This is a genomic window from Ancylobacter sonchi, from assembly GCF_018390695.1.
Taxonomy (GTDB): domain Bacteria; phylum Pseudomonadota; class Alphaproteobacteria; order Rhizobiales; family Xanthobacteraceae; genus Ancylobacter; species Ancylobacter sonchi.
The window spans coordinates 489123-510866 of record NZ_JAHBGF010000036.1; the positions used below are offsets into that span (position 1 = coordinate 489123).

A 21744-nucleotide genomic window follows, 5' to 3' on the forward strand; every position below is an offset into this window, starting at 1 on the left:
CTCGCGACGGTCGTGCGACGGCCGCGAAGTGATCTTACGCGGTGAATTTACGGCTTGGAGCGCGTGCCGGAATGTCCAGCAATAACGGGTCGATCAAACTGGTCGCGGGCAACAGCAACCGCCCCCTCGCCGAAGCGATCGGCGCCTATCTCTCCACCCCGCTCAGCAGGGCGGTGGTCCGGCGTTTCGCCGATATGGAGATCTTCGTCGAGATCCAGGAGAATGTGCGCGGCAAGGATGTGTTCGTCCTGCAGTCGACCTCGTTCCCGACCAACGACCATCTGATGGAGCTGCTCATCATCATCGATGCGCTGCGCCGCTCCTCCGCCCGCCGCATCACCGCGGTGCTGCCCTATTTCGGCTATGCGCGGCAGGACCGCCGCTCTTCCGGCCGCACGCCGATCTCCGCCAAGCTGGTCGCCAACCTGATCACCCATGCCGGTGCCGACCGCGTGCTGACCGTCGACCTGCATGCCGGCCAGATCCAGGGCTTCTTCGACATCCCGACTGACAACCTCTTCGCCGCGCCGGTGATGGTGCAGGACGTGAAGTCGCGCTTCGACCTCAACGACATCACCGTGGTGTCGCCGGACGTCGGCGGCGTGGTGCGCGCCCGCGCGCTGGCCAAGCGCATCGACGCCCAGCTCGCCATCGTCGACAAGCGTCGCGAGCGGCCGGGCGAGAGCGAAGTGATGAACGTCATCGGCGACGTGAAGGGCAAGCGCTGCATTCTCGTCGACGACATCATCGATTCCGGCGGCACGCTGGTGAACGCCGCCGATGCGCTCTTGGAGCGCGGCGCCACCGAGGTGCACGCCTATATCAGCCACGGCGTGCTCTCCGGCGGCGCGGTGGCGCGCGTCACCGCCTCCAACCTCAAGGAGCTAGTGATCACCGATTCCATCCAGCCGACCGAGGCGGTCCGGGTGGCGCGCAACATCCGCGTCATCTCCATCGCCAGCCTGCTGGCCGAGGCGATCGGGCGCACCGCGCACGAGGAAAGCGTCTCCAGCCTGTTCAACTGAGGCGCTTTTTTTCGGGCCTTCCGACCCTCCCTTACCGCAACGCACGCTCTCGCGTGCGCTGCGCCATCGTGCGTCCACTTTTCGGCTGCATAGAACGGGCTCGTCGAATCGAACGGGACGACCCGATGCTACGCGCCTTCTTGCGCGGCCATAGGCCGACTCGCCTGCCATTCCTTGCCGGCGCCGGGGTCTTTGCCGCCTTGCTGCCCGCTGCCGCCTTCGCCCAGTCCATGGGCGGCCCGCTGCCCTATGATCCGGTCAACCCCTGGGCCGGCGTCACCGTCATCGTCACCCCCGCGCCGGAACCCGACACCGCTGACGCACCGGCGGTTCCGCCGCCACGCCCGGCCGACATACCCGAGCCGGCCGCGCCAGCGATCGCCGACGCACCGGCCGGCCACTGGCCGCCATCGCTCTACGAATCCATCGAGCTTGGCCTCGGTGGCGAGCCGCAGCCCGAACCCGAGAAGCCCGCGCCGAACCAGCTTCTGCCGGCGCGCAAGTCGGTGGCGGCGCCGAAGGGCTCCAAATTGCCGACCAGCGTGCAGTTCGTCGATCGGGGGCCGGTCAGCATCGGCGTGTCCACCAGCATGTCGGCGAGCGCCCCGGTCTCCTCGCTCACCAACCGGCAGACCGGCAGCGGCAGCGGCGAGGTAAAGGGCCGCGTCGGCTACTCCATGGACAATCTGTCGGTCTATGGCACCAGCCAGCTCGGCGCCTCGGCCTCCACCGGCAGCCCGTCGGTCTATGACGGCTACACGGTTGGCAGCACCTACAGCGTGCCGCTGGACAGCCTCGGCCTCGGCAAGGGCGACAAGCTCGGCGCCACGGTGGAGATGGACAGTTCCTCCACCGTCAATACCGGCGTCGAATTGCGCGCGCCGATGGGCAGCTATGAGCGCTTCATCTCGGTGCAGCGCTCCGCGCCGATGGATTCGGACGCCAGTGGCGTGGTGAAGGCCGGCGTGCTCGGCAAGTTCTGAGCCCCCGGCCGGCTCCCCGGCCCCACGCTTCGACCGCCTCACGCGACACGCGGCATTGCCGCAGAAGGCTTTTGCTGCTATTGACCCGCTCGCCGTAGCCATTCCGCACCCCTGGAGGCGCGCTGCGGCACCACCAGACCCAGCCTGAAGGGACCGGGCCGCGCGAGCGGCCCTCTCCTTTTGCAAACCAAGGAATTCAAGCCATGACCGCCATCAAGGAACTGAAGGCGCAGGCCCGCACGAAGAGCGGCAAGGGGGCCGCCCGTGCCGAGCGTCGCGCCGGTCGCGTGCCCGCCGTGATCTATGGCGACGGGAAGGCCCCCGTCGGCATCACCCTCGATTACACCGAGATCACCCGCACCATCTATGCGGGCCACTTCCTCACCACGCTGTTCAGCGTCGAGGTGGATGGCGAGAAGCACCGCGTGATCCCGCGCGACTACCAGCTGGACGTGGTCAAGGACCAGCCGCTGCATGTCGACTTCCTGCGCGTCGCCGTCGGCGCCAGCCTCACCGTCGACGTGCCCGTGCACTTCCTCAACGTCGACACCGCCCCGGCCTTCAAGCAGGGCGCGACGCTGAACATCGTCAGCCACTCCGTGGAGCTGAACGTCCCCGCCGACGCCATCCCCGAGGCGATCGAGGTCGACGTGTCCAGCTACGCCCTGGGCGCGTCCATCCACCTGTCGTCGGTGCAGCTGCCGGCGGGCGTCACCTGGGCCGGCCATGGCGACGACACGCTGGCCACCGTGGTGGCGCCGTCGGGCCTCAAGGAAGCCGAGGCCGACGAAGCTGCGGCGGCCGCGGCCGCGGCGGCTCCCAAGGCCTGATCGGCCGGGACAGCCCCTTGCATCGTCGCGTGATGAAAGCGCGATAGGCAGATCTGGAGCCGGAAGCCTGCTTCCGGCTCCTTTGCGTTTCAGGACGCGCGCACGCAGCTTGATCGTCAGCGGTACGAGGCCAGGAATGTTCCTCTTCGCCGGGCTCGGAAATCCCGGGCCGAAATATGCCGGCAACCGGCACAATATCGGCTTCATGGTGGTGGACGCCATCGCCCGCCGCCATCGCTTCTCGCCGTGGCGCCGCCGCTTCCAGGGCGCGGCCTGCGAGGGCGAGATCGCCGGGCAGAAGGTGCTCGCCTTGCTGCCCGAGACCTATATGAACGAGAGCGGCCGCGCGGTCGCCGAGGCGCAGCGCTTCTACAAGATCGAGCTGAAGGACATCTTCGTCTTCCACGACGAGCTCGACCTGCCGCCCGCCAAGGTGCGCGCCAAGTTCGGCGGCGGCAATGCCGGGCATAACGGCCTGCGCTCGATCACCGCCCATAGCGGCAACGACTACGGCCGGGTGCGGCTCGGCATCGGCCATCCCGGCGACAAGAACCTGGTCATGCCCTTCGTGCTCGGCGATTTCGCCAAGTCGGAGCGCTCCTGGGTGGAGGCGGTGGCCGATGGCTGCGCCGATTGCGCCGAGCTGCTGCTCGCCCACCGGCTCGACGAGTTCCAGAGCCGGCTGCATCTGTTCCTCGAGGCGCAGGGCTTCGGCGCGGTCAGGCCGCCGGGCGCAGCGGCGGCGAAATGACCGCCGGGGCGGTTGCCGGGCTTGCGCTGGCGCCCCGCCTTGCCTAACCACGTCGGCAACCAGACCAGATCCTTAAAGAGCAGAGCACCATGGGCTTCAAATGCGGCATCGTCGGCCTGCCGAACGTCGGCAAGTCGACCCTCTTCAACGCGCTGACGCAGACGGCGGCGGCGCAGGCGGCGAACTACCCGTTCTGCACCATCGAGCCGAATGTCGGCGACGTCGCGGTGCCGGACCCGCGCCTCGACACGCTGGCCGGGATCGCCTCCTCGGCGCAGATCATCCCGACCCGGCTGACCTTCGTCGACATTGCCGGGCTGGTGCGCGGCGCCTCGAAGGGTGAAGGCCTCGGCAACCAGTTCCTCGCCAATATCCGCGAATGCGACGCCATCGCCCATGTGGTGCGCTGCTTCGAGGATTCCGACGTCACCCATGTCGAGGGCAAGCTCGCGCCCATCTCCGACATCGACACCATCGAGACCGAGCTGATGCTGGCCGATCTCGACAGCCTGGAGAAGCGCGCCGGCGCGCTGGAGAAGAAGGCCAAGGGCGGCGACAAGGATGCCAAGGAACAGCTTGAGCTGATGAACCGCGCCCTCGTGCTGCTGCGCGACGGCAAGCCGGCCCGCCTGGTCGACGTCAAGCCGGAGGAGGAGAAGGCCTTCCGCATGCTCGGCCTGCTGTCGTCCAAGCCAGTGCTTTACGTCTGCAACGTTGAGGAGGCCTCGGCCAAGGCCGGCAATGCGCTGTCGGCGGAAGTGTTCGGCCGCGCCGCCGAGGAAGGCGCCAAGGCGGTGGTGGTCTCGGCCAAGATCGAGAGCGAGATCGCCGTGCTGCCCGCCGAGGAGCAGAAGGACTATCTCGAGGCCATCGACCTCGACGAACCCGGCCTCAACCGCATCATCCGCACCGGCTATGAATTGCTGAAGCTGGTGACCTATTTCACCGTCGGCCCCAAGGAAGCCCGCGCCTGGACCATCACCGCCGGCACCAAGGCGCCGGCGGCGGCGGGCGTCATCCACTCGGATTTCGAGAAGGGCTTCATCCGCGCCGAGACCATCGCCTATGACGACTACGTCAAGGGCAAGGGCGAGGCCGGTGCCCGCGACGCCGGTCGGCTGCGGCTGGAAGGCAAGGAATACGTCGTCGCCGATGGCGACGTGCTGCATTTCCGCTTCGCCAACTGAGACGACGGCCTCATCCGGCATCGGCGCGGCGAGGGCGTTGCACTCCGCCGCGCTTCGGTCAGCGACGGGCTGCGGCAGCCCCGCCCGTCCCTCCCCCTACGAGGCACCTATCCGCCGTTACGGCACGACGGGAAGCCCTGCGGCAATGTCGCGCTCGCGTCCCTCGGCACACCGACCGGCTAGCGACCAGCGCCGGCCACGTCGAGACCGTGCCGCCCGGCCTCTGCCACTCGCCCCCTGCCGGCTCTCCCCCTCCCCACAGGCGCTCCCCATCGCCGCGAGGACCGGACCGGCACGCGGAGCGGCGCCGGCCGCGATGTGACGTTGCGTTGCATGGCTGTTTTCGCTGGACCGGCTTGACCTCGGCGCGCCCGTCGCCTGTCATAAAGGCGAGAGTCGCGTAACGGAGCGGAGCGTCGATGCTCTTCTGGGAAGACTTCCACGAGGGACACGTCGCGGTCAGCGGGCGCTATGTGGTCGGCCGCGAAGAAATCGTCGCCTTCGCGCTGAAATACGATCCCAATCCGCTGCATCTCGACGATGCCGCCGCCGAGGCGAGCGCGGTCGGCGGGCTGTGCGCCTCGGGCTGGCACATCTGCTCCATCGCCATGCGGCTGCTGGTGGACGGCCTGCTCGCCAATGCCGATTGCCTCGGCTCGCCGGGCATAGACGAGGTGCGCTTCCTGGCGCCTGTCCGTCCCGGCATGGTGCTGAAGCTGCGCCGCCACGTTCTGGAGACCCGCTCCTCCAAGAGCCGGCCGGACATGGGCATCGTCAAGCTCAAGCTGGAGTTGCTCGACGCCGAGGGCCGGCCGGTCTTCGAGCTCGCCGGTCCGATCATGTTCGGCCGGCGCAATCCCGGCTTCCGGCCGGCGTGAGGGAGGCGCGTATGGATTTCTTCGAGGACATTCTCGTCGGCACCTCCACCCCGCTCGGCTCGCACAGCTTCTTCGCCGAGGAGATCATCTCCTTCGCCCGCACCTTCGATCCGCAGCCCTTCCATCTCGATGCGGTGGTGGGCGCGCGCATGCATTTCGGCGGCCTCGCCGCGTCCGGCTGGCACACCGCCGCCATCGCCGCTCGGCTGCGCGCCCAGGCGATCGCCCGCCATCACGCCGAGCTGCGCGGCCAGGGCAAGCGGGTGCCGCGCATCGGCCCCTCCCCCGGCTTCAAGAACATGAAATGGCTGCGCCCGGTGCTCGCCGGCGACACCGTCACCTTCGTGAGCGAGATCACCTCCAAGAAGCCGAGCGCCAGCCGCCCGGAATGGGGGCTGGTCTTCACCCACGAGACCGGCACCGACCAGCATGGCCGCGAGGTCTTCGCGCTCGACGACTGCGTCTTCGTCGAGCGCGTCGAGGCGTGAGCCCACTACCCGGCGACGACGGCGAGCTCGGCGTGCTGCTGTGGAACGTCGCCTGGCGCCGCCCGGCCTCGCCCGCCGGCGCGGTGATACGCGACCTCCTCGCCCGGCATGCGCCCGATATCGCCTGCCTCACCGAGACGTCGCTCGACCTGCCGGTCGGCGGCCACGTCATCGCTTCCGATCCCTACTACGGCATGCCGATGAAGCCCGGTCGCCGCAAGGTGCTGCTGTGGAGCCGGCATCCCTGGGAACAGGTGGACGCGCTCGGCCATCCCGACCTGCCGTCCGGCCGCTTCGTGCGCGGAGTGACCGCGACACCGCTCGGCCGGCTCGCCGTCATCGGCGTCTGCATTCCCTGGTCGATGGCGCATGTCGGCAATGGCCGACGCGACCGGGCCCCCTGGGAGGATCATCGCCGCTATCTGCGCGCGCTCGGCCACTGGTTGGCCGAGCAGCCGCCACAGGCCGACACGCTGTTGCTCGGCGACTTCAACCAGGCCATCCCGCGCCGGCGCGCGCCGAGGGACGTCGCCACGACCCTCGCGGAAGCACTGGGGCCGACGCTCGAGGTCGCCACCGCCGGCGAGATCGCCGGCCTGGAACGCCCGTCCATCGACCATCTGGCGACGACAGCCGATCTTGCAACGCGCGGCATCGCGGCACTGCCCAACGCGCTGGCGGATGGCGGCCGCATCTCCGACCATACCGGCCTGCTGATCCGCCTCGCCCGCCCTGCATCGGGCGGCGACGACTAAGCGGCCGACCGCAACGTCATCGGCCGCTCATCACGATGACAGCCGCCTGAGGGTGCTCGATCGCCCGGCGCGGCTCTGGAGCCAAAGGCCCTGACAGGATGGGCGCCATCCCCCCTCCCCGATCCACCTCCGCTCCCCCGGGGCACAGCGTCACCTGACACGTTCTCCGGGCCGGCCGGACAGCTCCGCCGTTCCCGCTCTCCGCGCACCCCGCCATGCTTCCGCCGCCGCCTGCCGCCGCACGATCTCCCCTCCCGCCGCCATCCGGCCCATCCGTCGCCCAGCCCCAAATGCAGAAGGGCCCCGCAAGGGGCCCTTCAACAGGTAGGTGGAGATGGCCTCAGGCGCCGACGCTCAGTGGTCGTGGACGGCCTTCCACACCTTCTTCTTGGTGAAGTAGAGCAGCCCGGCGAAGATGATCAGGAAGACCATCACCTGGAAGCCGATGCGCTTGCGCGCCTCGAGATGCGGCTCGGCCACCCACATCATGAAGGCAGTGACGTCGCGCGAATACTGGTCGACCGTCTGCGGCGTGCCGTCGGTATAGGTCACCTGGTCGGCCGAGATCGGCTGCGGCATCTTGATGGCGTGACCAGGGAAATAGGCGTTGTAATGCGCGCCTTCCGGCACGGTGACGCCTTCCGGCGGATCGACATATCCGTTCAGCAGCGCGTGGATGTAGTCCGGCCCCTGCTCCTGATACTGGGTGAAGATGTCGATCAGGAAGCCGGGGAAGCCGACCTCATAGGTGCGCGCCTTGGCGAGCGTCGAGAAGTCCGGCGGGTAGGCGCCGCCATTGGAGGCGCGCGCCGCCTGCTCGTTCGGGAACGGCGAGGGCCAGTGGTCGGACAGCCGGCCGGGACGGTCGAACATGTCGCCGGCGTCGTTCGGCCCGTCCTGGATCTGGTAGCCCTCGGCCACCACCTTGGCCTGCTCTTCGCTGAACTGCGGCCCGCCCGGCTGGGCGAGGTTGCGGAAGGCGAGGAGATGCGCCGAGTGGCAGGAAGAGCAGACCTCCTTGAACACCTGGAAGCCGCGCTGCAGCTGCGCGCGGTCATACTTGCCGAACGGGCCGGCGAAGCTCCAGCTTTCGCGGTGCGGCTTGGTGCCGCCATGCTCCTGGGCGCTCGCCGGGGCGAGGCCGCCCGCGAGCACGAGGGCACCGGCGACGGCGGCGCCGATCAGGCCGCGCCGCAGCGCCAGGGGGGCGATCGAGGAGAGCGAGGACATCAGCTTGTTCATCGTTCGGTTCCCGCTCAGCCCTTGGTCTGCGGCGCCTGGGCGCCGACGGAAGCAGGCGCGCTGCCCTTCTTGCCCAGCACCGACTCGGTGATCGAGGCCGGCACCGCCTTCGGCTTCTCGAACAGGCCGAGCAGCGGCAGGATGATCAGGAAGTGCGCGAAGTACCAGAAGGTGAGGATGCGGCCGGCGATGATGTAGCCACCCTCGGCCGGCTTGGCGCCGAGCCAGCCGAGCCCGATGCACACCGCCACCCAGATCCAGAAGAACTGCTTGAACAGCGGGCGGTAGACGCCCGAGCGCACCTTCGAGGTATCCAGCCACGGCACGAAGAACAGCACGATGATGGCGCTGAACATGGTCAGCACGCCGCCGAGCTTCGAGGGAATGGCGCGCAGCATCGCGTAGAACGGCAGGTAGTACCATTCCGGCACGATGTGGGCCGGCGTCACCAGCGGGTTGGCCGGGATGTAGTTGTCGGCGTGGCCGAGATAGTTCGGGATGTAGAACAGGAACCACGAGAAGAAGATCAGGAACACCACCATGCCCAGCGAATCCTTGATGGTCGCGTAGGGCGTGAAGGGCACGGTGTCCTTCGGGGTCTTCGGCTCGACGCCGGTCGGGTTGTTCTGGCCGACCACGTGCAGCGCCCAGACGTGCAGCACGACGACGCCGGCGATCATGAAGGGCAGCAGATAGTGCAGCGAGAAGAAGCGGTTCAGCGTCGGGTTGTCGACCGCGAAGCCGCCCCACAGCCACTCGACGATGGTCGGGCCGACCACCGGGAAGGCCGAGAACAGGTTGGTGATGACGGTGGCGCCCCAGAAGCTCATCTGGCCCCACGGCAGCACGTAGCCCATGAAGGCGGTGGCCATCATCAGGAGGTAGATGATGCAGCCGAGGATCCACAGCACCTCGCGCGGCGCCTTGTAGGACCCGTAATACAGGCCGCGGAACATGTGGATGTACACCGCGATGAAGAACATCGAGGCGCCGTTGGCGTGGATGTAGCGGATCAGCCAGCCATAGGAGACGTCGCGCATGATGTGCTCGACCGAGTCGAAGGCGAGCGTCACATGCGGGGTGTAGTGCATCACCAGCACGACGCCCGAGACGATCTGGCAGACCAGCATCAGCGACAGGATGCCGCCGAAGGTCCACCAGTAGTTCAGGTTGCGCGGCGTGGGATAGGCGACGAAGGAGGAATGGATCAGGCCGACCAGGGGGAGCCGGCTCTCGAACCACTTCAGCGCCGGGTTCTTCGGCTCGAACGTTGCGTGTCCGCTCATCTGTCTCTTTCCCGGATGCTCGGCTCAGCCGATGGAGATCTTCGTGTCGGACACGAAATGATACGGCGGAATGGCGAGGTTCTCGGGCGCCGGGCCGCGGCGCACCCGGCCGGCGCTGTCGTATTCCGAGCCGTGGCACGGGCAGAACCAGCCGTCATACTCGCCCATATGGCCGATCGGGACGCAGCCGAGATGGGTGCAGATGCCGATGACGACCAGCCACTTCTCCTGGTCCTTGGCGGCGCGGTTGGCGTCGGTGGCGGGGGCGTCGGCCGGCAGGTTGGCGTTGCGGGCGACCGGGTCGAGCAGCTGGCCGAGCTGCACCGCCTTGGCTTCCTCGATGTCCTTGGGCGTGCGGTTCCACACGAAGACCGGCTTGCCGCGCCACTTCACGGTGACGATCTGGCCTTCCTGGATCTGGCCGAGGTCGACCTCGGTGGAGGACAGCGCCAGCACCGAGGCGTCCGGCTGCAATTGCGAGATGAAGGGCCACACCATGGCGGCGGCCCCGACCGCGCCCATGGCGCCGGTCGCGATGTAGAGGAAGTCGCGGCGCGTGGTTTCCGCCGTTTCGGTTGATGCCACGAGTGTTTCCTTTCCCCTCACGCCCATCGAACGATGCACGGCCCATCCCAACGGCTTGCCGCCGCCGCGACGATTGCCGCCGCAATCCCAAGCGTCGACACCTGATGCCGTCGACACCTGATGCTGCCGACACCCGGCGCCGTCGACACCGACCGCAACGTCACCGCCCCAACGTGACGCAACGCCGATGCCGCCGCCCGCGCGGTCGGCTTACCTTCGACTGCCTCTAATTGCACCCTACCGGCGCCTTGTCCAGATGACGGCAGTGCGGCAGTCCGCCCCGCCCCCCGGGCGAAAAGGCCGCGCGAATGCCATGATGCCGCCACAATCCCGCCGTTACCGGCGACGCTTGGTCAGGATCCTCCCGCGAACCGCCCCCGAACCGCGCCCATGCCGATCCACCTCGCCCTCTACCAGCCCGACATCGCCCAGAATGCCGGCACCCTGGCCCGGCTAAGCGCCTGTCTCGGCCTCGAGCTGCACATCGTCGAGCCCGCCGGCTTCCCGGTGGGCGATGCCGGCTTCCGCCGCGCCGGCATGGACTATCTCGACCGTGCGGCGATCCGCCGCCATGCCAGCTTCGCCGCCTTCGAGGTCTGGCGGGCCGAACAGGGGGCGCGCCTCGTCCTCGCCAGCACCCGCGCGGCGCAGCCCTATGTCGATTTCCGATTCGCGGCGGGGGATGTGCTGCTGCTCGGCCGCGAGAGCGCCGGCGTGCCGGAGGTGGTGCACGACGCAGCGGATGCGCGCCTGCTCATCCCGCTGGCGGCGGGCGCGCGCTCGCTCAATGTGGCAGTGGCCGGCGCGATGATCGCCGGAGAGGCTCTGCGCCAGCTCGGGGCCTTCCCCACGCCCGGCGACGCGGCGGGCTGAGGGTCACTCCGCCGCCACGTCCTTCTGCGCCTCGTCCTGCTCGCGGTCGATGAAGCCGCCGGACTGGCGCTGCCACAGCCGCGCATAGAGCCCGCCGCGGGCGATCAGCTCGGCATGGGTGCCGGTCTCGACGATGCGGCCATGGTCCATCACCACCAAGCGGTCCATCCGCGCGATGGTGGAGAGCCGGTGGGCGATGGCGATCACCGTCTTGCCCTGCATCAGCTCGTCGAGATTGGCCTGGATCGCCGCCTCGATCTCCGAATCGAGCGCCGAGGTGGCCTCGTCCAGCACCAGGATCGGCGCGTCCTTCAACAGCACCCGCGCGATGGCGATGCGCTGGCGCTGGCCGCCGGACAGCTTCACGCCGCGCTCGCCAACCTGCGCGTCGAGGCCTCGCCGCCCCTGCGGGTCGGCCAGCACCTCGATGAACTCCGCCGCATGCGCCCGCCGCGCCGCCTGCCAGATCGCCGGCTCGTCGGCGTCCGGCCGCCCGTAGCGGATATTGTCGCGCACCGAGCGGTGCATCAGCGAGGTGTCCTGCGTCACCACGCCGACATGGCCGCGCAGGCTCTCCTGCGTCACGCCGGCAATGTCCTGGCCGTCGATCACGATGCGCCCGCCCTCGAGGTCGTAGAAGCGCAGCAGGAGGTTCATCAGCGTCGACTTGCCCGCCCCGGACGGGCCGACGAGGCCGATGCGCTCGCCCGGCTTCACCGCGAGGTCGAGCCCCTCGATCACGCCCGAGCCCTTACCGTAGTGGAAGCTGACATTGTCGAAGCGGATCTCGCCGCGCGGCACCGCCAGCGCCGGGGCGTTCTCCCGATCGACCACCGTGTGCGGCCGGGCGATGGTGAGGATCGCTTCCTGCACCGTGCCGACATTCTCGAACACGCCGGTCACCACCCACATGATCCAGCCGGACATGTTGGTGATGCGGATGGCGAGGCCGGTCGACAGCGCGATGGCGCCGAGATTGATCGCCCCGGTCGACCACAGCCACACGCCGAGCCCGCCGATGGCGCCGAGCATCAGCGAGTTCAGCCAGCTGACGCTCATCGCCATGGCGGTGATCTGCCGCTGCTGGCGCAGGAAGGCGTCGTTATGCGCGCCGGTCGCCTCGCGGACATAGGCGTCCTCGCGGTCGGCATGGGCGAACAGCTTCACCGTCATGATGTTGGTGTAGCTGTCGACGATCCGTCCGGTCAGCGCGGAGTTGGTCTCCGACATCGCCTTGGAGAGCGCCCGCACCCGCGGGATGAAGTAGGACAGCGACAGGATGTAGAGCGCGATCCAGGCGATGATCGGCACCGCGAGCCGCCAGTCGGCCTCGGCGAACAGGATCACCGCGCTGATCGCATAGACCGAGACGTACCAGAGCGCGTCGATCACCTCGACCACCGAGCCGCGCAGCGACGGCCCGGCCTGCAGCACCCGCGTGGCGATGCGCCCGGCGAAGTCGCTCTGGAAGTAGCCGAGGCTCTGGCGCACCACCCAGCGATAGGACTGCCAGCGGATCAGGCTGGAGAAATTGGCGTTGATCGACTGCCGCACCAGGAAGTCGTGCAGCGCCTGCGTCGCCGGGCGGGCGATCATCACCACGAAGCCCATCCAAAGCAGCAGCCCGCCATGGTCGGTGAAGATGGCGCCCGGCGAGGAGGACTGCAGCAGGTCGACGATCTGCCCGACATAGCGGAACAGCGACACCTCGACGATGGCGACGAGGAACGCCGCCCCGAGCGCGGCGATGAAGATCGGCCCGCCCTGCCGCACGAAATGCCAATAGAACGCCCACAGCCCCTCGGGGGGCCGGGCGAGCGGCATGGGACGGAAGGGATCGAGGCGGTTCTCGAACCAGGTGAGCAGGCGCGTCAGCATGAGCAGCCTTTTCCGCCCTTGTTGCGGCGGTAGTATGTCGGAGGGGGATGCGCGAACGGACGGTGAACAGACACGAGTCGCGCCGCGCGCGCCAGCCACCATCGCGTGTCGCCGGCCCACCCCTCGCGCGTCGCAGCCTCCGCCTCGAAGCCTCCGCATCGCAACCCTCTGTATCGTGAGCCTCGATGCGTGTCGCGGTCCTGCCCCTCGCGCATCGCTTGTCGCCACGGGGTCGGCGGCGCTAGAAGCGTCGGCGCAGAGAGGAAGCCCGCTCATGTCCGCCTCGACCATCGCCGACGCCGCCCGCAACGCCCCTGGCACGCCGCTCGACCCGGCGCGCGTCGAGCCGATGAAGACGGCGGCCCGCGACTGGTTCGAAGGACTGCGCGACCGCATCTGCGCCGCCTTCGAGGCACTGGAGGACGAGGCGCCCGCTGCGCTCTATCCCGGCGCCCCCGGCCGCTTCGTCCGCACGCCCTGGACCCGCACCGATCACACCGGCGCCGGCGGCGGCGGCGGGATCATGTCGATGATGCGCGGCCGGCTGTTCGAGAAGGTCGGCGTGCACTGCTCCACCGTGTTCGGCGAGTTCGCCCCGGAATTCCGCAAGCAGATCCCCGGCGCCGAGGCCGATCCGCGCTTCCACGCCACCGGCATTTCTCTGATCGCCCATCTGGCGAACCCGCACGTGCCGGCGGTGCACATGAACACCCGCTTCGTCGTCACCTCGCGGGCCTGGTTCGGCGGCGGCGCCGACCTCACCCCGGTGCTCGACCGCCGCCGCGCGCAGGAGGATTCCGACGCCCTCGCCTTCCACGCGGCGATGCAGGCGGCCTGCGACGCCCATGCGGTCGCCGACCACGGCCGGCTGAAGGCGTGGTGCGACGAGTATTTCTGGCTGCCGCACCGCAAGGAGCCGCGCGGCATCGGCGGCATCTTCTACGATTGGCTGGACTCAGGCGACCGAGACGCCGACTTCGCCTTCACCCGCGAGGTCGGGCTCGCCTTCCTCGACATCTATCCGCGCTTGGTGCGCGCCAACCTCGCCACCCCGTGGACCGAGGCCGAGCGCGAGGAACAGCTGGTCCGCCGCGGCCGCTATGTCGAGTTCAACCTGCTGCACGACCGTGGAACGGTGTTCGGGCTGAAGACCGGCGGCAATGTCGAATCGATCCTGTCCTCGATGCCGCCGGTGGTGAAGTGGCCGTGAACGGCCGCGACATGTGGCCCGGAGGCCGGCCGGACTAGCTGGCTGCCGCCTCGGGCTCGGACGCCGCGAGCGGCATGTACAGGGCCCGCATCGCCGCCTCGTTGAGGAAGGGGAAGTCCGCCTTGAGCCGGACGAGGGCCTCGGGCAGCCCGAGGGAGACCGGCTGGGCGCCGAGCCGGCCGGGACTGTCGTTGGAGGCATGCCGCGTGCGCAGCCAGACCGGCCGGCCGGTGGTGACGAGATCGACCGGGAAGCGCGTGTTCACCCGCATATGGCTGCCCAGGCTGAAGGCGGTCAGATAGTCGTCGGGCCCGCTCACCACGCCCATTCCCTGCGCGTTGTATTTGTGCCGGCAGGATCGCAGGTTGATCACCTCGTCCGGTTCCGGCGCGATGGTCAGGCCATCGATGGCCGACACCACCGTGCGGTCGGCGAGCGCATCGAGGCGCGGCGCGATCACGTCGAAATAGGCCGGCGACAGCGCGTCGTCGTCGTCGAGGCGATAGGAATAGAGCCGCCCGCCCTCCGCCAGCTCGATCGACACCTGGCGCGGCTTCGACCGGAAACTCTGCCCCCGACCGATCGTGACGAGGCGGATCCGGGGATGGGGCGCGAGCATCTCGTCCAACCGCCGGCGGGCATAGGGCGGCAGGTCGTCATTGATCACGATCAGCGCATAGGAGCGCGGCCGCTTGGTCATCGCCACATAGCTCGGCAGGGCGAAGCGCCGGAACATGTGCAGGCGGGACTTGATGCGGCTGCCTTCGAAGAGCTGCTGCTTGGCCTCTTCCACGGTCAGATCGCGGGTGGACCGGAACCAGCCAAGCGAATCGCGGGTGACGACGCTGAACCGCGTAATCCCGACGAAGGTCATCGACATGGTTGCTAGGTGCTCCCCGTTCCTCCGAGCAAGCTAGGGACGCCCCATCTCCGGGTCAAGCACGGCGTGGCCCAGCCCGGCAAGCTCCTGCCCGGCCGCCGCAATCTTCCCGTGCGTCACCCGCAACTAGCGGATCTCGAAGCTCAGCACCCGGCCACCGCCCTCGCGCGGGCCGTCGAACAGCAGCACCGCGCGCAGCGCGCCGCCCTCGTGCTTCAGCGGCAGCAGCGCCTCGGGCTTGGCCTCGCCGCCGAAGGACGGCAGGTTCGTCACCAGCGCCGCGCCTCCGCCCGGCAAAGTGCGGTACACCGCATAGTCGCCATAGGTGGCGCGCGGCGGGTCGAGCTGCGGTCCGGCGAGGAACAGGAGGCCCGAGCCGAAGGCGACGAGGTCGCGTATGCCGCGCGGCGTGCCCGAGGTGTCCTTGCCGAGATCGTAGGTGGTCAGCTCCGCCTTGCCCGGCTGGCCGTCGAACAGCGAGGCGAGCGGCACCGACACCGTCGCCGCCCGTCCCTCCACCGCCGGCGCCCGGAGGCCGGCGATCAGCCGCCCCTCGCGCACCGCGACGCCCTCGATGTTCAGCCCGTGGTCGAGCAGCTTGCCGTCGAAGGCCGTAGCCAGCTGCGGCACCGAGCGCAGGAAGGCCGGCAGGTCGGTGGAGACCTCGACCGACGGGCGCGGCCCCCTTATGTCGCCATTGCGGTTCACCGAGCCCGGCACGAAGCGGATGCGGAACACCCGCCACGTCGCCTTGGCACGGGCGTTCGCCGCCGCCGGGTCGCTCTCGCGGCGCGGCCGGGCGTGTGAGCCGATGACGTAGAAGGCGCCGTCGGCGTAGGCGACGCCCTCGGCGTCGAGCGACAGCGGCTCGCCGGCATAGCGGTCGGAAATCAGCGGGATGAAGGCGCCGGCCTCGCCGCCATGCGGCTTGGCCATGACGATCTGCACGCCCTGCGCCTCGTCGTCGGCGATCAGGCACAGGCGCGCCGGCGCGTTGCCATCCTCGCAGGCGATGCCGCTGACGTCGCGCGAGGTCTTGAAGTCGAGCTTCTTGCCGCTGCCGCCGGGTTCGAGCTTGCCGAACAGCCGGCCCTCAATGTGCCATTCCGCCTCATCGGCGACGGAAATTCCCACATTGGCGGCAAGCAGCGGCACTGCCAGCAGACCCAACCGCAAGACCCGCACCCATGCGGCGACCATGGCATCACCCGAAACGACGGCAAGGGTGTCATTCAACCACCCTTCCCGCGCCGCGACCAGAGGCGCGGGGGCTCAGGCCGGCGGCATCTCGCTCATGTGAAACACCTCCCAGATGTGGCCGTCGGGATCCTCGAAGCCGTGCGAATACATGAAGCCCATATCCTGCGGCTCGCGCGGCACCGCGCCGCCGGCGGCGCGCGCCTTCGCCACCAGCGCGTCGACCACCTCCCGGTCGTCCACCGCCAGCGCCACCAGCACCTCGGTCGTCTTCGAGGCGTCGGCGATCGCCTTGTGGGTGAAGCGCTTGAAGAACGGCTCGACCAGCAGCATGGCGTAGAAATTCTCGCCGATGATCATGCAGGTGGCGTCGTCATTGGTGAATTGCAGGTTGAAGCTGAAGCCGAGCGCGGTGAAGAACGTCACCGAGCGCTTCAGGTCCTTCACCGGCAAATTGACGAAAATCTGCCGGGCGAAAATCTGCCGGGCGACGTGCAGCCCCTCACTGGCCATGGTGCTCCCTCCCCTTGGGTCAGGGCGCACTATGGCATGGCCGCCGGTTCAGCGGTCGTCGGCGAGTACCGTCGCGACGAGCGGGTCGAGCGCGCCTGGCTCCTGCGGGAAGCCGGCCTCGATCCACGCCTCCTCGGTCCGCTTCATCGCCGCACCGAGCGCCGGCCCGGGCGCCAGCCCGCGCGCGAGAAAATCCGCCGCCTTCAAAGGAAAATTCGGGATCGGCCAGTCCCGCGCAATGTCGATGAGCGCCAGCCAGCCGGCGTCGTCGACGGCGCCCCCCGAACGGGCGAAGGCGATCAGCGCCCGGTCGGTGAAGCGCTCGCGCCCCATGCGGTAGAGAAACGCCTTCTGGCCCTTCTCGCACATGCCGGGCGTCGGCGCCGGGCCGGCCAGCGCCGCCAGCCGGGCGGCCTCGGCGCGCGACAGCCGCAGCTTCTCGGCGAGCGCCACCGCGTCCGCCTCCTCGCGCACGCCAAGCGCGCCGAGCCGGCGCACCGCGTCCGGTGCCAGCCCCAGCGCCGCCTCGAGCGCGGCGAGCCGCGCGAAGGTAGCGACGTCACCCGGCTCGCCCAGCACCGGCGCCAGCAGCCCGGCGGCGTCCATCTCCTCCAGCGTTTCCGCCGCGCGAGCCGCCGTCAGCAGCTTCAGGAGCTCGGCCCGCACCCGCTCGCGCGACAGCCGGGCGAGGCCGTCCCGGCCGCGCACCGCCGCCGCCAGCGCCTCGGGATCGACCGGGCCGTGGCCGTAGCCGGCATGGAAGCGGAACAGCCGGAGGATTCGCAGATAATCCTCGGCGATGCGCCGGTCGGCGTCGCCGATGAAGCGCACCCGTCCGGCGCGGGCATCGGCCTCGCCGCCGATGAAGTCGATCAGCTCGCCGCCGCGCGTCAAATAGAGCGCGTTCATGGTGAAGTCGCGCCGCGCGGCGTCGGCCCGCCAGTCGCGGCCGAACGCCACCTGCGCCCGCCGCCCATCGGTCTCCACGTCCTCGCGCAGCGTCGTCACTTCATAGGGCAGGCCCTCGGCGATCACCGTCACCGTGCCGTGCTCGATGCCGGTCGGGATCGCCTTGAAGCCGGCGGCCTTCGCCCGTCGCGTCACCTCGTCCGGCGTCGCGGTGGTGGCGATGTCGACATCGCCGCGCGCCCCGCGTCCCACCAGCCAGTCGCGCACCGCGCCGCCGACGATGCGCGCCTCCTCGCCCGCGCCGTCGAGCACGTCGAGCAGGCGGGCGAGGCCGGGGCGGGCGTCGATCAGCTCATGCGTCGCCCGCGTCATTCGATGTGGCCCGGCGTCAGCTTGCCGCCTTCCCAGGTCGGCGGCACGTAGCGCCCGGTGGTCGGCCCGCGCGTGCCGGCCTCGAACAGCAGCAGGCTCGCCGCCACCAGCGCCACCCCGGCGAACAGGCAGCCCGCCAGAGCCCGCGTCGACCAGCCCGCCAGCGCCGCGTCCACCCGCCGGCCGAAGCGCAGATAGAGCGCAAACAGCGCGAAGGGCGTCAGGAACAGCAGGATATTGGTGAGCGCGATCCGCAGCATCAGCCATACACCCTGTCATAGAGGCTGCGCAGGATACCGGCGGTGATGCCCCAGATGCGCCGCTTGTCATAGGTCATGGCGTGGAAGGTGCGCATCATCCCCAGCCATTCGCGGTTTTCCCGGTGGTGATTGTCCGGGCTCATCAGGAAGTCCAGCGGCACCTCGAAGGCCTCGTCGACTTCGCCGGGATTGAGAGTCAGGCCGAAATCCGGCTGCACCAGCCCCACCACCGGCACGATGCGGTAGCCGGTCCGGGCGAGATAGGGGTCGAGATAGCCGAGCGGCGCCACCAGCTTGCGATCGAGGCCGACCTCTTCCTCCGCCTCGCGCAGCGCGGCGTGCAGCGGGTCGGGGTCGGTCGGGTCGATCTTGCCGCCGGGAAAGGCGATCTGCCCGGCATGGCTCGGCAGATGCGAGGAGCGCAGCGTGAGCAGCACCGTCGGCTCAGGCCGCGCCACCACCGGGATCAGCACCGCCGCGCCCCGCACCTTCGCCACCAGGTCGCGGAATTCCGGCGTCAGCTCGTGGTCGCCTCGCGTCGGCACCCCGTCGAGATCCGGCACCGGCAGCAGCCGGGCGCGGGCACGGGCAACGAAGTCCTCCAGCCGGGGCGGAAGATCGGGAAGGGCGGGCAGCGGCACGGCGGCATTCATGATCGGTCTTCCATTTCCTCGGCGGACAGGCCCTCGACCGGCGCGATCGGGAAGAACGCACCGGACGAGGCGACGCCGAACATCGGCTGCCCCTCGACCACGCGTTCCTCGCCCCGCTCGACGAGTTCGAGGAACACCGGCCGGGTCAGCCGCGCCCACAGGCCGCGCCGCACATATATATAGGGGCGCACCGACCCGTCCGCTTGCCGGTCGAAGCGCAGCGGATGCGCGTCGTCGCACATCACCCAGTCGTCGAGATTGCTGCGGAAGGCAAGCCGCGCCGGCCGGTCTTGCCCGGCGTCCGGCGCGGCGTCCTCCGCCCGCATCTCCACCGCGAGGAACGGCGCGTCCTCGACGGTAATGCCGAGCTTCTCCACCGGCGTCACCAGCACGTGGCGGGTGCCCTCGCGGCGCATCACCGAGGCGAACAGCTTCACCAGCGCCGGCCGCCCGATCGGACGCCCCTCATGGTGCCAGCCGCCCTCGCGGTCGATGCGGATGTCGATGTCGCCACAGTCCGGCGGGTTCCAGCGCTCCAGCGGCGGCCCGCCCTCGCCCTTCGCTGTGGCGATCGACCTCATGAAATCGTCAAGTCGCCCGGAAGTGTCTGAAACCATGATTCTTTCTCTGTCACACAGGCTTAATCGCGCAGTCGTGATCCCCCGCCCGATAGTCGACGCGATCTGAAGATAGCGTAAGCTTGACCGTCAGGAAGCCCGAACGCCGTCCGGGCGGTAGCGGAATATGTGCGTTGCAATAAGGCATTTTGCAGCGCAACATAACCGGCAAACCATCGGCGGGGGTCGGGCTGAGGGAAGCCTGCCGCGCCGGGCGTCCGGCGGAAACCGGCCCGGGGACTGGTGTGGCCCCGGGCTTGCAAAGTGCCGATGGAGCCGCGGGGTACCGATCATGGACCCCATGGCGCAGCAAGGTTGAAGGAGCACGACATGACGTCCGCGACCGGCGAGAATTTCGAATCCCTCGACGCCATGATCGTTCGCTCGGCGGAGGCGACGGCGGCCAATGTCCGCGCCGCCAAGGCCGGCATCGGCCAGGTCATCTTCGGTCAGGAGGCGGTGGTCGAGCGCACGCTCATCACCATCCTGTCCGGCGGCCACGGCCTCCTGGTCGGCGTGCCCGGCCTCGCCAAGACCAAGCTTGTCGAGACGCTCGGCACCGTGCTCGGGCTCGATGCCCGCCGGGTGCAGTTCACCCCCGATCTGATGCCCTCCGACATCCTCGGCGCCGAGGTGCTGGAGGAAGGCGCCGGCGGCCGGCGCTCCTTCCGCTTCATCCCGGGCCCGGTCTTCGCCCAGCTGCTGATGGCCGACGAGATCAACCGCGCCTCGCCGCGTACCCAGTCGGCGCTGCTGCAGTCGATGCAGGAAGGCCACGTCACCGTCGCCGGCGCGCGCCACGACCTGCCCAAGCCGTTCCATGTGCTGGCGACGCAGAACCCGCTGGAGCAGGAAGGCACCTACCCGCTCCCCGAGGCCCAGCTCGACCGCTTCCTGATGGAAATCGACGTCGACTATCCCGACCGCGAGGCCGAGCGGAAGATCCTGTTCGACACCACCAGCGCCGAGGAAACCCGGCCGAAGGCGGTGATGACCGCCGACGAACTCACCGCCGCCCAGCGCCTCGTCCGCCGGCTCCCCGTCGGCGAATCGGTGGTGGAGGCGATCCTCACCCTGGTGCGCTCCGCCCGCCCCGGCCCGGATGCCGGCGCCTTCTCCAAGTTCATCGCCTGGGGCCCCGGCCCGCGCGCCTCGCAGTCGCTGATGCTGGCGGTGCGCGCCCGTGCGCTGCTGGACGGGCGCTACGCCCCCTCGGTCGACGACGTGGTGGCGCTGGCCGAGCCCGTGCTCAAGCACCGCATGGCGCTCACCTTCGCCGCCCGCGCCGATGGCGAGACGGTAACCGGCCTCATCGCCAAGCTGGCGGCGAAGATCGGCTGAGGAACGTGGCGTGGCGTGGCATGGGACGGTTTGATGGAAATTGATGCGGACAATGCCGTCAGGAGCGCGGCGCAGGACGCCGCCGGCCTCGTTGCCGCCATGCCGCGTCTCGTGCTGGAAGCGCGCCGCATCGCCGCCAGCGTCTATCACGGCCTGCACGGCCGCCGCCGCGCCGGTTCCGGCGAGAACTTCTGGCAGTACCGCCGCTTCGTCGATGGCGAGCCCTCCGCCCGCGTCGACTGGCGCCGCTCGGCGCGCGACGACCATCTCTATGTCCGCGAGCGCGAATGGGAAGCCGCCCACACGGTGTGGATCTGGCCGGACCTGTCCGCCTCCATGGTGTTCGCCTCGCCGCTGGTCTGGGAGACCAAGCGCGACCGCGCCCTCGTCGTCGCCTTCGCCCTCGCCGAGCTTCTGGTGAAGGGCGGCGAGCGGGTCGGCATTCCCGGCGTCATGCGCCCCTCCGCCTCGCGCCGCATCGTCGAGAAGATGGCGGAATCGCTGGTCCACGCCCATGCGCTGCCGCAGAGCCTGCCGCCGGCCTTCGCGCCCTCGCCGCTCGCCGAGGTGGTGCTGCTCGGCGATCTCTGGAGCCCGACGCCGGAGGTGGTGACGAGCATCGCCGGCCTCGCCGCCTCCGGTGCCCATGGCCATGTGGTGCAGGTCTGCGATCCCGCCGAGGAGACCTTCCCGTTCTCCGGCCGCATCGAGTTCCGCGAGCCGGAGAGCGGCACGCTGCTCACCGTCGGTCGCGCCGAGACGGTGCGCGAGGACTATGTTGAGCGCGTCGCCCGCCACCGCGCCATCATCCGCCGCGAGGCGGAGCGCCGCATGTGGAGCTTCCTCGTCCACCGCACCGATCGGCCGGCCACCGAATTGCTGCTCGCTTTGCACGCCCGCATGACCGGCGGCGCCGATGCGCTCGCCGCGCTGCCGGCCGGCGCTCCGGAATATGAGGATGCCGCCGACGAGCGCGGCGCCCATGCCGGCGAGACGCATGGCGAAACGGCGGGAGGACACAGCCGATGAAC

At 69.5% G+C, this 21744-nt stretch carries 23 protein-coding genes; 12 read left to right on the top strand and 11 right to left on the bottom strand.

The annotated features are described in order from the left end of the window. Nucleotides 1-71 precede the first annotated feature (71 nt). The 8 genes from KHC28_RS23065 to KHC28_RS23100 all read left to right on the top strand — a co-directional run bounded on the left by KHC28_RS23065 (nucleotide 72) and on the right by KHC28_RS23100 (nucleotide 6897). Nucleotides 72-1025 (top strand): ribose-phosphate pyrophosphokinase, encoded by a 954-nt coding sequence (locus KHC28_RS23065; protein WP_214010692.1) that lies wholly within the window; start codon nucleotides 72-74, stop codon nucleotides 1023-1025. A gap of 125 nt (nucleotides 1026-1150) precedes the next feature. After that, nucleotides 1151-2008, top strand: a complete 858-nt coding sequence (locus KHC28_RS23070) for a hypothetical protein (protein WP_214010693.1) — start codon at nucleotides 1151-1153, stop codon at nucleotides 2006-2008. Between the two features lie 203 nt (nucleotides 2009-2211). Continuing rightward, nucleotides 2212-2838 carry a 50S ribosomal protein L25/general stress protein Ctc gene (locus KHC28_RS23075; protein ID WP_214010694.1) on the top strand — a complete coding sequence of 209 codons (627 nt, stop codon included), beginning with the start codon at nucleotides 2212-2214 and terminating at the stop codon, nucleotides 2836-2838. 136 nt (nucleotides 2839-2974) lie between these two features. Beyond that, a complete protein-coding gene (gene pth / locus KHC28_RS23080; RefSeq protein WP_214010695.1) occupies nucleotides 2975-3589 on the top strand; it encodes an aminoacyl-tRNA hydrolase in 615 nt (204 codons plus the stop codon). Between the two features lie 89 nt (nucleotides 3590-3678). Then, complete coding sequence (gene ychF / locus KHC28_RS23085; RefSeq protein WP_214010696.1) at nucleotides 3679-4776, top strand: redox-regulated ATPase YchF; 1098 nt, start codon at nucleotides 3679-3681, stop codon at nucleotides 4774-4776. Between the two features lie 419 nt (nucleotides 4777-5195). Further along, nucleotides 5196-5654, top strand: a complete 459-nt coding sequence (locus KHC28_RS23090) for a MaoC family dehydratase (protein WP_214010697.1) — start codon at nucleotides 5196-5198, stop codon at nucleotides 5652-5654. 11 nt (nucleotides 5655-5665) lie between these two features. After that, nucleotides 5666-6142: a MaoC/PaaZ C-terminal domain-containing protein gene (locus KHC28_RS23095; RefSeq protein WP_214010698.1), complete on the top strand. Its 477-nt coding sequence runs from the start codon at nucleotides 5666-5668 to the stop codon at nucleotides 6140-6142. After that, entirely contained in the window at nucleotides 6139-6897 is a 759-nt protein-coding gene (locus KHC28_RS23100; RefSeq protein ID WP_214010700.1) for an endonuclease/exonuclease/phosphatase family protein, read from the top strand. The genes KHC28_RS23095 and KHC28_RS23100 overlap by 4 nt, the downstream gene beginning before the upstream one ends. Before the next feature lie 354 nt (nucleotides 6898-7251). Here the strand turns inward: KHC28_RS23100 and KHC28_RS28110 are convergent, their stop codons facing one another. From KHC28_RS28110 to petA, 3 genes are read right to left on the bottom strand one after another with little or no spacing between them, the layout of a single operon-like run. Continuing rightward, nucleotides 7252-8139: a cytochrome c1 gene (locus KHC28_RS28110; RefSeq protein WP_246565114.1), complete on the bottom strand. Its 888-nt coding sequence runs from the start codon at nucleotides 8137-8139 to the stop codon at nucleotides 7252-7254. Nucleotides 8140-8153: 14 nt separating this feature from the next. Continuing rightward, nucleotides 8154-9425 carry a cytochrome b gene (locus KHC28_RS28115; RefSeq protein ID WP_214010701.1) on the bottom strand — a complete coding sequence of 424 codons (1272 nt, stop codon included), beginning with the start codon at nucleotides 9423-9425 and terminating at the stop codon, nucleotides 8154-8156. A 24-nt stretch (nucleotides 9426-9449) separates the two neighbouring features. Beyond that, the gene (petA, locus tag KHC28_RS23115) at nucleotides 9450-10010 is read right to left on the bottom strand and encodes a ubiquinol-cytochrome c reductase iron-sulfur subunit (RefSeq protein ID WP_214010702.1); all 561 of its coding nucleotides are present in this window, start codon (nucleotides 10008-10010) and stop codon (nucleotides 9450-9452) included. Nucleotides 10011-10400: 390 nt separating this feature from the next. Here petA and KHC28_RS23120 point away from each other — a divergent pair, with 390 nt between their 5' ends. Beyond that, the gene (locus tag KHC28_RS23120) at nucleotides 10401-10883 is read left to right on the top strand and encodes a tRNA (cytidine(34)-2'-O)-methyltransferase (RefSeq protein ID WP_214010703.1); all 483 of its coding nucleotides are present in this window, start codon (nucleotides 10401-10403) and stop codon (nucleotides 10881-10883) included. A 3-nt stretch (nucleotides 10884-10886) separates the two neighbouring features. Here the strand turns inward: KHC28_RS23120 and KHC28_RS23125 are convergent, their stop codons facing one another. Continuing rightward, the gene (locus KHC28_RS23125; RefSeq protein WP_214010704.1) at nucleotides 10887-12761 is read right to left on the bottom strand and encodes an ABC transporter ATP-binding protein; all 1875 of its coding nucleotides are present in this window, start codon (nucleotides 12759-12761) and stop codon (nucleotides 10887-10889) included. Between the two features lie 349 nt (nucleotides 12762-13110). Here KHC28_RS23125 and hemF point away from each other — a divergent pair, with 349 nt between their 5' ends. Then, the gene (hemF, locus tag KHC28_RS23130; RefSeq protein ID WP_246565156.1) at nucleotides 13111-13971 is read left to right on the top strand and encodes an oxygen-dependent coproporphyrinogen oxidase; all 861 of its coding nucleotides are present in this window, start codon (nucleotides 13111-13113) and stop codon (nucleotides 13969-13971) included. 34 nt (nucleotides 13972-14005) lie between these two features. On the opposite strand, the gene KHC28_RS23135 is transcribed toward hemF, so the two are convergent. The 7 genes from KHC28_RS23135 to KHC28_RS23165 form a co-directional block, all read right to left on the bottom strand. Beyond that, nucleotides 14006-14851, bottom strand: coding sequence for a glycosyltransferase (locus tag KHC28_RS23135; RefSeq protein WP_214010706.1), 846 nt, complete (start codon nucleotides 14849-14851; stop codon nucleotides 14006-14008). 126 nt (nucleotides 14852-14977) lie between these two features. After that, a complete protein-coding gene (locus KHC28_RS23140; RefSeq protein WP_214010707.1) occupies nucleotides 14978-16087 on the bottom strand; it encodes a DUF3616 domain-containing protein in 1110 nt (369 codons plus the stop codon). A gap of 36 nt (nucleotides 16088-16123) precedes the next feature. After that, nucleotides 16124-16561, bottom strand: coding sequence for a VOC family protein (locus tag KHC28_RS23145; protein WP_214010708.1), 438 nt, complete (start codon nucleotides 16559-16561; stop codon nucleotides 16124-16126). A 48-nt stretch (nucleotides 16562-16609) separates the two neighbouring features. After that, the gene (locus tag KHC28_RS23150) at nucleotides 16610-17842 is read right to left on the bottom strand and encodes a CCA tRNA nucleotidyltransferase (RefSeq protein ID WP_214010709.1); all 1233 of its coding nucleotides are present in this window, start codon (nucleotides 17840-17842) and stop codon (nucleotides 16610-16612) included. After that, the gene (locus tag KHC28_RS23155) at nucleotides 17839-18102 is read right to left on the bottom strand and encodes a DUF6111 family protein (RefSeq protein ID WP_214010710.1); all 264 of its coding nucleotides are present in this window, start codon (nucleotides 18100-18102) and stop codon (nucleotides 17839-17841) included. The genes KHC28_RS23150 and KHC28_RS23155 overlap by 4 nt, the downstream gene beginning before the upstream one ends. Next, a complete protein-coding gene (locus KHC28_RS23160) occupies nucleotides 18102-18755 on the bottom strand; it encodes a CoA pyrophosphatase (RefSeq protein WP_214010711.1) in 654 nt (217 codons plus the stop codon). The genes KHC28_RS23155 and KHC28_RS23160 overlap by 1 nt, the downstream gene beginning before the upstream one ends. Then, the gene (locus KHC28_RS23165) at nucleotides 18752-19372 is read right to left on the bottom strand and encodes a DUF1285 domain-containing protein (protein WP_214010712.1); all 621 of its coding nucleotides are present in this window, start codon (nucleotides 19370-19372) and stop codon (nucleotides 18752-18754) included. The genes KHC28_RS23160 and KHC28_RS23165 overlap by 4 nt, the downstream gene beginning before the upstream one ends. 330 nt (nucleotides 19373-19702) lie before the next feature. Between KHC28_RS23165 and KHC28_RS23170 the strand changes: the two genes are divergently transcribed. Beyond that, nucleotides 19703-20713: an AAA family ATPase gene (locus KHC28_RS23170; protein ID WP_214010713.1), complete on the top strand. Its 1011-nt coding sequence runs from the start codon at nucleotides 19703-19705 to the stop codon at nucleotides 20711-20713. Between the two features lie 33 nt (nucleotides 20714-20746). Next, entirely contained in the window at nucleotides 20747-21742 is a 996-nt protein-coding gene (locus KHC28_RS23175; RefSeq protein WP_214010714.1) for a DUF58 domain-containing protein, read from the top strand. Nucleotides 21743-21744 lie beyond the last annotated feature (2 nt).

Bases quoted from the DNA above. Each gene is read 5' to 3' on its own strand.
- KHC28_RS23165 (WP_214010712.1), bottom strand. From the start codon at position 19,372: ATGGTTTCAGACACTTCCGGGCGACTTGACGATTTCATGAGGTCGATC.
- KHC28_RS23150 (WP_214010709.1), bottom strand. From the start codon at position 17,842: ATGACGCGGGCGACGCATGAGCTGATCGACGCCCGCCCCGGCCTCGCC.
- KHC28_RS23065 (WP_214010692.1), top strand. From the start codon at position 72: ATGTCCAGCAATAACGGGTCGATCAAACTGGTCGCGGGCAACAGCAAC.
- KHC28_RS23175 (WP_214010714.1), top strand. From the start codon at position 20,747: ATGGAAATTGATGCGGACAATGCCGTCAGGAGCGCGGCGCAGGACGCC.
- KHC28_RS23160 (WP_214010711.1), bottom strand. From the start codon at position 18,755: ATGAATGCCGCCGTGCCGCTGCCCGCCCTTCCCGATCTTCCGCCCCGG.
- KHC28_RS28115 (WP_214010701.1), bottom strand. From the start codon at position 9,425: ATGAGCGGACACGCAACGTTCGAGCCGAAGAACCCGGCGCTGAAGTGG.
- KHC28_RS23075 (WP_214010694.1), top strand. From the start codon at position 2,212: ATGACCGCCATCAAGGAACTGAAGGCGCAGGCCCGCACGAAGAGCGGC.
- KHC28_RS23145 (WP_214010708.1), bottom strand. From the start codon at position 16,561: ATGGCCAGTGAGGGGCTGCACGTCGCCCGGCAGATTTTCGCCCGGCAG.
- hemF (WP_246565156.1), top strand. From the start codon at position 13,111: ATGAAGACGGCGGCCCGCGACTGGTTCGAAGGACTGCGCGACCGCATC.
- KHC28_RS28110 (WP_246565114.1), bottom strand. From the start codon at position 8,139: ATGAACAAGCTGATGTCCTCGCTCTCCTCGATCGCCCCCCTGGCGCTG.
- KHC28_RS23120 (WP_214010703.1), top strand. From the start codon at position 10,401: ATGCCGATCCACCTCGCCCTCTACCAGCCCGACATCGCCCAGAATGCC.
- KHC28_RS23095 (WP_214010698.1), top strand. From the start codon at position 5,666: ATGGATTTCTTCGAGGACATTCTCGTCGGCACCTCCACCCCGCTCGGC.
- KHC28_RS23090 (WP_214010697.1), top strand. From the start codon at position 5,196: ATGCTCTTCTGGGAAGACTTCCACGAGGGACACGTCGCGGTCAGCGGG.
- KHC28_RS23170 (WP_214010713.1), top strand. From the start codon at position 19,703: ATGACGTCCGCGACCGGCGAGAATTTCGAATCCCTCGACGCCATGATC.
- KHC28_RS23070 (WP_214010693.1), top strand. From the start codon at position 1,151: ATGCTACGCGCCTTCTTGCGCGGCCATAGGCCGACTCGCCTGCCATTC.
- KHC28_RS23125 (WP_214010704.1), bottom strand. From the start codon at position 12,761: ATGCTGACGCGCCTGCTCACCTGGTTCGAGAACCGCCTCGATCCCTTC.
- ychF (WP_214010696.1), top strand. From the start codon at position 3,679: ATGGGCTTCAAATGCGGCATCGTCGGCCTGCCGAACGTCGGCAAGTCG.
- KHC28_RS23135 (WP_214010706.1), bottom strand. From the start codon at position 14,851: ATGTCGATGACCTTCGTCGGGATTACGCGGTTCAGCGTCGTCACCCGC.
- pth (WP_214010695.1), top strand. From the start codon at position 2,975: ATGTTCCTCTTCGCCGGGCTCGGAAATCCCGGGCCGAAATATGCCGGC.
- KHC28_RS23155 (WP_214010710.1), bottom strand. From the start codon at position 18,102: ATGCTGCGGATCGCGCTCACCAATATCCTGCTGTTCCTGACGCCCTTC.